Here is a 13294-nt window from a genome sequence, read left to right as displayed (position 1 = left end):
CACCAGGCATGGTCGATGAGATGTTCAGCAGCTACTGCAATTATCTCCAACAACTTGCCACTGGTGAGCAAACATGGCGAGAAACCCATCCTCAGCTGTTACCACCACCACAGCTAGAGCTTCGACAGAAACTAAATCAGAAACTAAATCAGAAACTAAATCAGACCGAAACCGTGATTGGTGAGCAAACCTTAGATGGTTTGTTTGTGCAGCAGGTGAACAAACAAGGAGCATCCCCGGCGGTAATCACCACAGAATTAACCCTAACTTATGAGCAACTGTATCAACATGCCCTCAAGCTAGGACATCAGTTGCGGCAATTAGGAGCCACCACTAACCACCCCATTGCTGTAGTGATGGAAAAGGGATGGCAACAAGTGGTGGCGGTGTTGGGGATTTTAATGTCGGGTGCCCCCTATGTGCCCATTGACCCGGAACTGCCGCAACAGCGCCAATGGTCGTTGCTGGCACAAGCTCACGTTGATTTGGTCGTTACCCAAGAGTCACTGTCGCGAAATTTGTCTTGGCCAGAAGGGATTGAATGCTTGTGTGTTGAGGACAACCCTGACATAGCAGTTCAGACTCCCTTAGAACCATTACACCAGCCTAGTGATTTGGCCTATGTGATCTATACCTCTGGTTCGACTGGGGTACCCAAAGGAGTGATGATTGACCATCTTGGGGCGGTCAATACCATCATCGACATCAATCAACGCTTTGGTGTGACCGCTAATGACCGTATATTGGCAGTCTCAGCTTTAAATTTTGACCTGTCAGTGTATGACATTTTTGGCATATTAGCAGCGGGAGGCACGATTGTAATGCCTACTTATGCTGGTGCCAAAGACCCAACACATTGGCTGTCATTAATCTTCGCACACCATGTCACCGTTTGGAACTCAGTGCCAGCCCTGATGCAGATGTTAGTAGAATATACTTCGGTACAACCAACACTGCTGAATCCGACCCTGAGATTGGTACTGCTATCGGGTGATTGGTTGCCGTTGAACTTACCACAGCAGATAAAAGCTCTGTGGCCAGATGTGGAAGTGATTAGTCTGGGGGGAGCGACAGAAGCCTCGATTTGGTCGATTTATTATCCGATAGAAGAAGTGTTGCCCAACTGGCGCAGTATTCCTTACGGCAAACCCCTGGGCAATCAAACGTTTCATGTCCTCAATCAGTGGATGACACCTAGCCCAGTATGGGTGCCAGGACAACTTTACATTGGTGGCATGGGTCTAGCTAAGGGATATTGGCAAGATGAACACAAAACGCTCAATAGCTTTATTACCCATCCTCTGACTCAGGAACGGTTATACAAAACTGGTGATTTGGGGCGCTATCTACCGGATGGCAACATTGAGTTCCTCGGTCGGGAAGACTTCCAGGTGAAAATCAATGGCTACCGAATTGAGTTGGGAGAAATTGAGGCAGCGCTGATGCAGCATTCTCTAGTCAACAAGGCTGTAGTGAAGGCGGTGGAAGACTCAACCGACAAAAAGCAGCTTGTGGCTTATATTGTCTCTTCAGCGACTTTGTCCAAGTTGCCAGAAGCTTATCAACCATTGGAAAAAGAGGGGATGATAGTTGACCCGATTAAGCGGATTGAATTTAAGCTCAAGCAACCGGGTTTACGAGAACTAGCATCGACTGATGCCAGTGTGGAGTTGCCTTTACCGATTGATGATCAAGCTCTGACTACTGCTTATCTAGAACGCCAAAGTTATCGCCAATTTGATCAGCAACCTCTTGATTTGCAGGAGTTTAGTCAGTTTCTTAGTTGCTTGAGGCAATTAAACTTGGCGGATATGCCCTTGCCCAAATATCGTTATCCTTCGGCAGGTAATCTTTATCCAGTGCAGACATACTTGCTGATTAAACCTGAGCGCGTGCGTGGAGTTGAAGCTGGGATTTACTATTATTGTCCACGTCAACATCGCTTAGTTCTACTCAGTCGAGTTAGGGATATTGAAGCAGATATTTACGGGGCTAATCAGCCGATTTTTGAGCAGGGGGCTTTTTCCTTGTTTTTAATTGGCAAATTTGATGCTATCACTCCAATGTATGGTGAGATGGCTGAGAAGTTTTCCTTACTCGAAGCTGGTCATATCGGTCAGTTGTTGATGAGTACGGCACCTGATTTTGGGCTGGGTTTGTGTCCCATTGGCAATTTGGATTTTAGCCAGTTGAGGAATGGGTTTGAGTTGGACTCTAATCAGAGTCTGCTTTATAGTTTTGTGGGTGGAAAGATTGACCCGACTCAGAAGAAACAGTGGTTGACATTGCCATCCTCAACTTCAAGTCATGGTGATCTGGTTTCCCAGTTGCGCCAGCATTTACAATTACGGTTACCTGAGTATATGCTCCCCAGGGAATTTGTATTGCTTGATACTTTACCTTTGTCGGCTAATGGTAAAGTTGACCGTCAGGCTCTCCCTATCCCTGATACCCTCAATTCTCCACAGGTTGGAAACTTTATTGCTCCTCGTACTCCTGTTGAACAAGATTTAGCTCGTATATGGGAAAACCTTTTGGAAGTAGATCGAGTTGGTATTGATGACAACTTCTTTGATATTGGTGGAGATTCTCTATTAGCGACTCGATTCATATCTAGAATTAAACAAAGATTCCAGATAGATTTAAGCCTAAGTGATTTTTTTGAAAACCCTACGGTTAATAGTGTAGCAGATTACATTGAGACGATTGCTTGGGTGGGGCAAGAGATACAAGATTCACAAACAAGCATGGAAGAGATAGAAGTATGAAAAATCAAAGCACATTTGAGTTCCTCTCTAAACTCCGTAAACTCAATATTCAAGTTTCCTATGACGGCAGTAAATTACGTTGTAAAGCTCCTAAAGGAGTGTTAGAGCCAGAATTACAACAGCAGCTAGCTGAACGCAAAGCAGAAATTATCTCGTTTTTGCAGCGAGTTAAACAGGATGCAGACACCACTGTCCCGGAAATTAAAGTTATTCCACGAGACAGAGGCTTACCTTTGTCTTTTGCTCAAGAAAGATTGTGGTTTCTCGACCAACTTGAAGGTTCAAAAGCGCCTTACATTGAGCCGGGGGTTATGCGAATCACTGGGGATCTTAATATAGTAGCCCTCCAGCAAGCTCTTGACGAAATTATTCGACGCCATGAGGTATTTCGCACTCACTTTCACTTTACTAATAGTACCTTAGTGCAAGTAATTGACCCAAAAGTTCCTTTTGAAATAGTTGTCTTGGACTGGCAACACCTGAAAGCAGAGGAACAGGAAACTCAAGTCAAACAGTTCGCTCACAAAGAAGCCCAGAAACCCTTTGACTTGTCACAAGCTCCGCTATTACGAGCGACTCTGTTGCAAATACAGCCTTTTGAGTACATACTTTTATTGACTATGCACCACATCGTTGGTGATCGTTGGTCGGTAGAAGTATTTAGCCAAGAATTATCTACCCTCTATCAAGCCTATAGCCACCGAAAGCCAAGTCCCTTACCTGAGTTATCCGTCCAGTACGCTGATTTTGCCCTTTGGCAGCGGCAGTGGCTAACTGGGGAAAGACAACACAAGCAACTGAAATACTGGCAACAGCAATTAGCTGGAGCACCCTATTTGTTGACATTGCCAAGCGATCGCCCTCGACCACCAGTGCAGACTTATCGAGGAAACACTCAGACTTTTCCACTTGACAAACAGTTGACGCAACAATTAGAAAAGCTCAGTGACGATAATGGCAGTACGCTATTTATGACTCTGCTGGCAGCCTTTGCCGTGCTGCTATTTCGCTATAGTGGTCAGGATGATATTTTGATTGGTTCTGCGATCGCCAACCGCAATCGCCCAGAAATCGAGTCTCTGATTGGTTTTTTTGCCAATACTTTGGTGTTGAGAACCCGCTTACAGGACAACCCTAGTTTTGCCCAACTGCTTCGACAAGTGCGAGAAGTGACCCTGGAGGCTTATCAGCATCAGGATGTGCCCTTTGAGCAAGTGGTAGAAGCCCTACAACCGGAGCGAACTCTTAGTTACTCACCCCTGTTCCAGGTGATGTTTGTCCTACAAAATATACCGATGTGCCCCCTGGAATTACCTGGTGTGAGCCTGACACCTTTGAGACTAGAGACACAAACCGCAAAGTTTGATTTGCTCTTATCAATGGAGCAGACAGAAACGGGGCTAGTGGGGTCATGGGAGTATAGTACCGACCTGTTTGAAGCCGAAACCATTGCTCAGATGGCAGGTCATTTTCAGACTTTGCTAGTAGCGATCGCATCCAATCCCCACCAGAGGATACAGCAATTACCCCTATTGAAGCCCGCCGAACGGCAGCAGTTACTGTCCCTAGAAAATAATTCCTTCACAGAAATCGGGATCAATAAATGTATTCATCACTTGTTTGAGGAGCAGGTGGCGCGTACCCCCAATGCTATGGCAGTGATGCTTGGGGAGCAACAACTTACTTATCGACAGTTGAATGAGCGAGCTAATCAGTTAGCTAATTATTTACAGGGTTTGGAACTAGGACTAGATGTGCCAGTGGGTCTGTTGGTAGAACCCTCAATAGAAATGGTAGTAGGAGTGTTGGGAATCCTTAAGGCAGGCGCAGCTTATGTCCCAATTGAGCCGAGAGAACCAGTTAATAAAATAGCTGATATTTTGCAGGCTACAAATAGTCCTGTACTCTTGACTCAACAAAACTATCTATCTCGTTGCTCAGAAGATAATCTCTCGATTATCGCCCTAGACTCAGCGTGGGATGTAATTACTCAGCAGAACATACAAAATCCAAACAATACCATCACTCCAGAAAATCTGGCTTATGTACTCTACTCAGGTAGTCAAAGTATCTTAGTAGAACATCAAGCAGTTATTCGCCGTATTAATTGGCTGCAACTAATGGTTTCTCTATCTCCAGGAGAGACTGTATTGCAACACGCTTCCTTAGTCGAGGAAAGTGCTGTACGAGAGATAGTTTGGCCGTTGATTGTTGGAGGGTGTGTAGTAATATTACCACCCCAAGACCTTGACAATCCCAGAGCTTGGCAACAGCTTATTGCTCAACAAAAGATTAGCATCGTTAACTTTTTGCCTTCACAATTATCAACTTTCCTGGCCTGCTTAAACCAGAAAACTGCCAGTCAACAATCTCATTTACGTTGGTTGTTATGCTCAGGAGAGCCACTATACCAGTTGGACGTAGAAGTCTGCCATCAACGTTTAAGTGGCTCTTTGCTATATCTATATAATCTACCAGAAATAGCTGCCGAGGTGAGTTCCTGGCTTTGTCAATCAGGTCAGAGCACAGAAGTCGTACCGGCAGGGTTCCCTACTTATTGTTCAGTCTACGTCTTAGATCTCAATGGAGAACCAGTCCCGCCAATTGTTAAGGGAGAGATTTATGTAGGTGGTTTCCATTTACCTAAAAACCACCACTTCCATGAGGAAAAACAAATACCAGTTGGCTTCATCAAACATCCTCAGCTTGGTTGGTTATTCAAGACTGGGGAGTGGGGTCGTCGTCGAGTTGACGGTTCTTTAGAGTTACTGGGCTTCTTAGCAAGAAGAGCATGGGTCAAAGGGTATCGCTTAGAACTCCAGGGAATAGAACGAGTGTTATTAACAACTGCTGGAGTGAAAGATTGCCATGTAATGATACGGCAAAGAGAGTTAGTGGCTTATGTGGTTCCTTCCGAGTCTTTCTCCCCTGCATTGCTTCATTCCCATTTACTATCTCAGTTGCCTAGCTACAGTCTACCCTATGCTTATGTGCCAGTATCTTGCTTGCCATTAACTGCCAAGGGAGAAGTAGATGAACAAGCTCTAGCTAGTTTGGAAGTAATTGATTCTGAATTAGTGGAAAATTGGGAAGCAAAGTTGCGCTCACTGCCGGAAATCGAGCAGGTCGCTGTGGTAGTTCAGGAGAATCAAGATTTCTCATCTCCACGATTACACCTATCAGATTTGCTGCCCTCTAGTAGTTTGACTGGAACTTTTTCCCTACCCGTTAAAAGCATATCTGGAATAACAATTATTCCACCACCGGCGAATCTTGAATCCACAGTGCCTGCTCTTAGTGATGGTGGTCAATTGACCATACCAGAAGCAACACCTAAAACGTTAATAGAGGCATTGCTTGAAACGTCAACTCGACATCCTAAAAAAGGGATAATTTATATCCTCTCTAATGGAGAAGAAGTTTACCAAACTTACGGCAGCTTACTACAAGAAGCTAAATGCATTTTAAATGGCTTACACTATCAAGGCTTAGAAGCTGGAGATAGAATCATACTGCAAATAGAATCCTTGCGGGATTACTTTCCAGCATTATGGGGGTGCATTCTCGGTGGTATTCAACCTGTTACCGTAGCAGTAGCAGGTACTTATCAAGAGAAAAATGCTGTGGTGAAAAAATTGTATGATACCTGGAAATTACTAGAGTACCCACCTATATTAGCAAACGAATCTTTGATCGAGCCATTGCAAAATCTGAGAAACTTGTTCCCCATTTCAGGATGGCAAGTTATATTGCTAGAGCAGATGAGAGAGTATTCGCCTACTTCCAGACTCCATCACAGCCAGCCTGAAGATGTGGCATTCATACAATTAACGTCAGGCAGCACAGGTATTCCCAAATTAATTCAAGAAACACATAAAGGAATTATTACTCATATCCATAGTGTTCAGCAATTCAATGGATATAGTTCAGGAAATGTTTGTCTTAACTGGCTGCCTGTAGACCACGTTGTTCCATTGCTGACTTGTCATTTAAAAGATACTTATTTAGGTTGCCAGCAAATAGAGGTAGCCACTAATGTGGTCTTAGCAAACCCCACCACATGGTTAGATTTAATTGATAACTATCAAGTTTCCCACACTTGGTCACCTAATTTTGGATTTAAATTAGTTGTTGATGCCCTCAAAAAAAATATTCACAAAACTTGGGATCTTTCTTCCATACAATTTCTAATGAATGCAGGAGAACAGGTAACTCCCAAAGTAGTGCAAGAATTTATCAAGCTGGTGGCTCAGTTTGGAGTGCATGCTCAAGCTATGCAACCTGCCTATGGTATGGCAGAGCTATGTACATGTATTACTTATCAAAATCAGTTTAATGATAAAACAGGTATCCATCGTATTAAAAAATCGTCTCTTGACAGTCAACTGGTAACAGCAGAAGCGACTGACACGGATGTGATTGAATTTACTGACCTGGGGCTACCATTGCCAGGAGTTGCAATGCGAATTGTAGACACCAATAACCAACTTTTCCCAGAAGGGATGATTGGTCAGTTGCAAATAAAAGGTGAGATAGTTACTCCAGGTTATCTGAATAATCAAGTGGCTAACTCAGAAGCCTTCGTAAGAGATGGTTGGTTTAATACAGGAGATATAGGCTTTATCCAAGATGGTCGGCTAGTTTTGACTGGTCGTAAGAAGGAACTCATTATTATTAACGGTATTAATTACTATTGCTATGAAATCGAGGAAATTGTTAATGATATTGAGGGAGTAGAACCAACCTATGCTGGCGCTTTTGGTATAAATAATCCCGAGACAGGCACTGAAGGACTGGTAGTCTTCTTTACTCCCCAAGATTTTAAACTAGAAAGCTACATCAGTCTGATCAAAACTATCCGAAGAGAACTATCATTTCAACTGGGGATTGAACCGATTTATGTCATTCCCATATCTCGGCAAGACTTTCCTAAAACAACCAGTGGTAAAATCCAGCGAATGCAACTGAAAAAAATGCTGGAGTCTGGGTCTTGTCAAGATGTCATCAAAACAATTGATAGCGAGTTAGAAAGTGCTAACACAATTCCTAATTGGTTTTACGAAAAAAAATGGTGCAAGCAGCAAGCTAAAACTAATTATTCCCTGACTGACAAGGGTGTCACTTTAGTATTACTGGACTCATTAGGGTTAGGGAAATCAGTTTGTCAGCAATTAGAATCTGAGCATCGTATCTGTATTAAAGTAGAAGCAGGGAATAGTTTTAGGGAAATCAGTCCTAAGCACTATGTGCTAAATCTTGGAGATACACTGCACTATCAACAGTTGTTAAAGGTCTTAGCAAGTCAGGAAATTGTCGTTGAAACTATTCTCCACTTATGTAACTATGAGGAGTACAAAGGGGAAATTGCAGATCAAGAGGTTCTTGACTCAGCTCAACAACAAGGACTATATAGCTTACTCTTTTTAGTGCAAGCCATAGAGCAACAACAGGGTACAACCCATCCTGTTCAGTTACTATTTGTTGCTAGCCATAGCCAAACTCTTGAACCAACTGACCTGATCGCTTATGAGAAAGCTACAGTGTTGGGCTTACTTAAAACTATTCCCCAGGAACTACCTTGGATTAGCTGTCGCCACATTGATTTACCTATAGCTGACAATGAGTCTAATGGGGCTTTATTGCTACAAGAATTGTGTGTTATTTCTCAAGAGTGGGAAGTAGCTTACCGAGATAACAATCGCTTTGTTACTCGTTTAGAAAAGGTTAATTTTGACCATGAACCAAAACAAGAACTACCTTTTAAACAAGGTCAAATTTATTTAATTACTGGTGGATTAGGAGGCATCGGGTTTGAGATTGCTAAGTACCTGTTGACAAATTACCAGGCTCGGCTGCTATTGGTGGGTCGGACTCCATTACCTAAAGAAGATACTTGGGAGACGCCATTGGGATGTGAAGATAAAGTCTTGAGGAAAATCCAATCTTACCAGGAATTGCAGCAGTTACCAGGCTCGGTCATTTATGAAACTGTAGATATCTGCGATGTAGCACAGTTACAATCGGTAGTGACAAAGACTGTTTCCCAATGGGGTGGTCAACTTGATGGAATCATCCATCTAGCGGGCACTTTCCTGGAAAGATTATTGATTTCGGAAACGGCAGACAGTATTGCTACAGTACTCCGTCCCAAAGTAATGGGTACTTTAGCATTACATCAACTGCTGAAAGATAATAGTAACGCTTTATTTCTAAACTTTTCTTCAGTCAATAGTTTCTTTGGTGGTATATCTGTTGGTGCTTACGCTGCTGCTAATAGTTTTATCGAAGCGTTTTGTGAATACCAAAGAAACCACAGTATCTTACAAAGCTATTGCTTAGCATGGAGTATGTGGAATGAGACTGGCATGAGCAAAGGCTATCAAATGCAGGAATTCACTCGTGCCAAAGGTTACTTTACTATTACTCCTGCACAGGGGATAAACTCCTTATTAGTGGCACTCTCTCATAGTAAGAGGAGTTTGCTGATAGGTCTAGACGGCAATAAGCCAAATGTTAGATACTTTACATCAAATTTCCAAGGTTTGCAGCATTTAACTGCCTATGTGACTCATAAGGCTCAAGCATTGCCTGTCAACCAATCCCATAGTTTACAGGTACGCGATCGCTTTGGTACGCTAAGTCACTGCCACTGGTATAAATTGGCGGAAATTCCTTTAACTGAGACTGGAGACGTTGATCGAGAGCAACTGGTCAGCATTGATGTAAATCACAGTACTGGTGAACAGACAAAACCACGTAATGAACTGGATAGTCAGTTACTGGAAATTTTTCAGGAACTGCTGAGTGTTTCAAAATTAAGTATAGATGACAACTTTTTTGCACTTGGTGGCAATTCCTTGCGGGCTACCCAATTAGTTTCCCGCTTGCAGCAAATCTTTAATTTTGAAGTACCTGTAAGGACATTGTTTGAGAGTCCGACAGTTGCAAAATTAAGTGACACCCTGGAAACGCTCCAAGAAAGTAGCAGTTTGTATTTAAAACAAAAGCTACAAGTATTACCTACTGTTAATTTAACTAAAAGAGAAAGAATAGAGCTATGAAATTACAAGAGTTTTTATCGGATTTAACCACTAAAGATATAAAGCTATGGCTGGATAGTGGACGATTATTATGTGACGCTCCCGAAGGAGTTTTAACATCAACTCTGCGTGCTCAATTGGCTGAGTTTAAGCAAGACATTATCAATTTTTTGCAAAAACCCAATTCAGATTGTGATTTTTATCTTCAGCCAATTGTCCCAGTTCCAAGAGATGACCAACCGTTACCCTCATCCTTTGCTCAAGAACGACTGTGGTTCTTCGACCAACTGGAAGAAAAAAGTGCTACATACAATGTTCCTCAAGCAGTCAGAATGACTGGGGATCTGAATGTCTCAGCTCTAAAGCAAGCGATCGCTAAAATTATTGACCGTCATGAAGTACTACGCACTCACTTTCCATCAGTTGATGGTAAACCGATACAGGTAATTGACCCTGAAGCTACTTTACAAATTGTGGAGATGAATTGGCAGCACTTGCCACAAATAGACCAAGAGCTGCAAGTACAAAATTACATTCAACAAGAAGTTCATACTCCCTTTGACCTGTCTCAAGGACCTCTAGTGCGGGTCACTTTATTACAACTGGCACCTCAAGAGTCAATACTGCTAATCACCATGCACCATATCATCTCTGATGGTTGGTCAATTGCAGTATTCGTCCAAGAACTATTTGCCCTCTATCAAGCCTATAGCCAGGGCAAGCCAAATCCCTTACCTGAGTTATCGATCCAGTACGCCGATTATGCCCTTTGGCAGCGGCAGTGGCTAACTGGAAAAAGACAAGACAAGCAACTGCAATACTGGCAACAGCAGTTAGCTGGAGCGCCCTGTTTGTTGACATTGCCAAACGATCACCCTCGACCACCAGTGCAGACTCATCGAGGACACACTCAGACCTTTGCACTCGACAAACAGTTGACGCAACAATTAGAAAAGCTCAGTGACGATCATGGCAGTACCCTATTTATGACCCTGCTGGCCGCCTTTGCTGTGCTACTGTTTCGCTATAGTGGTCAGGACGATATTCTGATTGGTTCTCCCATCGCCAATCGCAATCGCCCAGAAATTGAGTCTCTGATTGGTTTTTTTGTCAATACTTTGGTGTTGAGAACCCGCTTACAGGGCAACCCTAGTTTTGCCCAACTGCTTCGACAAGTGCGAGAAGTGACCCTGGAGGCTTATCAGCATCAGGATGTGCCCTTTGAGCAAGTGGTAGAAGCCCTACAACCGGAGCGAACTCTTAGTTACTCACCCCTGTTCCAGGTGATGTTTGTCCTACAGAATATACCGATGTGCCCCCTGGAATTACCTGGTGTGAGCCTGACACCTTTGAGGTTACAGACACAAACAGCAAAGTTTGATTTGCTCTTATCAATGGAGCAGACAGAAACGGGGCTAGTGGGATTATGGGAGTATAGTACCGACCTGTTTGAAGCTGAAACCATTGCTCAGATGGCAGGTCATTTTCAAACTTTGCTAGTAGCGATCGCATCCAATCCTCAACAAACAATTGGACAACTACCTTTATTAAAGGATAAAGAACTGCATCAAATACTATGGGAGTGGAATAATACAACTACAGAGTATCCGCAACATAAATGTATTCATCAGCTGTTTGAAGAACAGGTAGAGAAAAACCCTGAAGCCATAGCGATAGTATTTAAACAACAGCAGCTAACTTATCAAGAATTAAACCAAAAGGCTAACCAGTTAGCACGATACTTACAAGCATTGGGAATAAAACCAGAAGTGCTGGTAGGAATATGCGTGGAACGCTCATTGGAAATGATGGTTGGGCTATTAGGCATTCTTAAGGCAGGTGGAGCATATTTACCGCTAGATCCTACTTATCCAAAAGATCGCTTAGCTTATATTTTATCGGATAGTCAAGTACCAGTCTTGTTGACTCAACAGCATTTAGTTGGGTCTCTTCCTGAACATCAAGCGTCTATAATTTATTTGGATTCTGATTGGACATCAATTGCCCAGGAAAGTGAAAATAATTTAGCCTGTGAGGTCACAGCGGAAAACCTAGCCTATATAATTTATACTTCAGGATCTACTGGTCAACCAAAGGGGGTGTCAGTTGCTCATAAAAATCTCCTCAATTTAGTCTTTTGGCATCAACGTGTCTTTGAAGTTAATCCATCAGATCGAGCAACTCAGTTAGCCAAAATAGCATTTGATGCTTCAGTTTGGGAAATATGGCCTTATCTTGCAGCAGGAGCAAGTCTTTTCCTAGTTGAGACTGAACTTCTGAGTTCGCCGATGCAACTACAGGAATGGTTTGTGTCAAAAGAGGTAACAATTACATTTCTGCCTACACCCCTAGCCAACGAATTGTTTGCTTTAGAATGGCCAAAAAATCTAGCTTTAAGGATTGTCCTAGTTGGTGGAGATCGGCTACATCAATTACCCACAGCTTCACTTCCCTTCAAAGTGATTAACAACTATGGTCCTACCGAGAACACTGTTGTTACCTCTTCTGGTCTAATTATTGGCTTTGGGCAAGACAAAACCTCTCCTCATATCGGTCGTCCAATTGACAATACACACGTTTATATTTTAGACCGCTATTTACAACCATTACCTATTGGAGTATCAGGGGAATTACACATCGGTGGTGCTGGTTTGGCACGAGGCTATCTCAACCGTGCAGAGTTAACTAAAGAAAAGTTTATTCCTAACCCTTTTAGCAATGAAGCAGGGACAAGATTATATAAAACAGGAGACTTAGCTAGGTATTTGCCAGACGGTAACATAGAATTTATGGGTCGTCTTGACCATCAGGTTAAAATTCGAGGCTTTCGTATTGAACTCGGTGAAATTGAAGCAGTACTCAACACCTATCCCTCAATCCAACAAGCTGTTGTTATTGCAACAGAAGAAATCAATAGTCAAAAATGCTTAGTTGCCTATCTAATTAGTACAGATGAATCACTAACTACCAATAAACTCAGGGAATTCCTTAGGCAGAAACTACCCGAGTATATGATACCTTCTACCTTTGTAGTGTTAGAGAAACTACCGTTAACCCCCAACGGAAAAATAGACCGTAGAGCACTGCCATTGGTAGAATATCAATTAACTTTAAGGGCTCAAAAAGAGTATATTCGACCTCGGACTGGGATGGAGCAGACTATTGCTGATATATTTGCAGCAGTACTAAAAGTGCCAGCAGTGGGCATCCATGACAATTTTTTTGAATTAGGAGGACACTCACTGATCGCCACTCAAGTAATTGACCAGCTAAAACAAGTTTTTGAGGTACAACTACCACTTAAGACACTCTTTGAATACCCAACAGTTGCTCAACTCCACCAAGTCTTAGCACAATTAACTCCAGTAGAATCATTACAGCAAACATCAGACTTAACCCTGCCCACCCTCACCCCGGCACCAGAGGAGCGTTACCAACCCTTCCCCCTCACAGAAATCCAACAAGCCTACTGGCTTGGTCGTAATC

Annotated in this window: 3 protein-coding genes; all 3 read left to right on the top strand. The window is 42.8% G+C overall.

From position 1 onward, the window contains the following. The coding region (locus AC4II3_RS25775; protein ID WP_490722925.1) for an amino acid adenylation domain-containing protein at positions 1–2768 on the top strand (2768 nt) is incomplete at its 5' end. After that, the gene (locus AC4II3_RS25770; RefSeq protein ID WP_488012963.1) at positions 2765–9829 is read left to right on the top strand and encodes an SDR family NAD(P)-dependent oxidoreductase; all 7065 of its coding nucleotides are present in this window, start codon (positions 2765–2767) and stop codon (positions 9827–9829) included. The genes AC4II3_RS25775 and AC4II3_RS25770, both read left to right, overlap by 4 nt. Continuing rightward, positions 9826–13294, top strand: a 3469-nt coding sequence (locus tag AC4II3_RS25765; protein WP_488029649.1) for a non-ribosomal peptide synthetase, incomplete at its 3' end; no start/stop codon positions are given. The genes AC4II3_RS25770 and AC4II3_RS25765, both read left to right, overlap by 4 nt.

It is taken from the genome of Moorena sp. (genome assembly GCF_982860115.1).
Note: the sequence above shows the minus strand (reverse complement) of the source record. Positions and strands in the feature narration are given on the sequence as shown.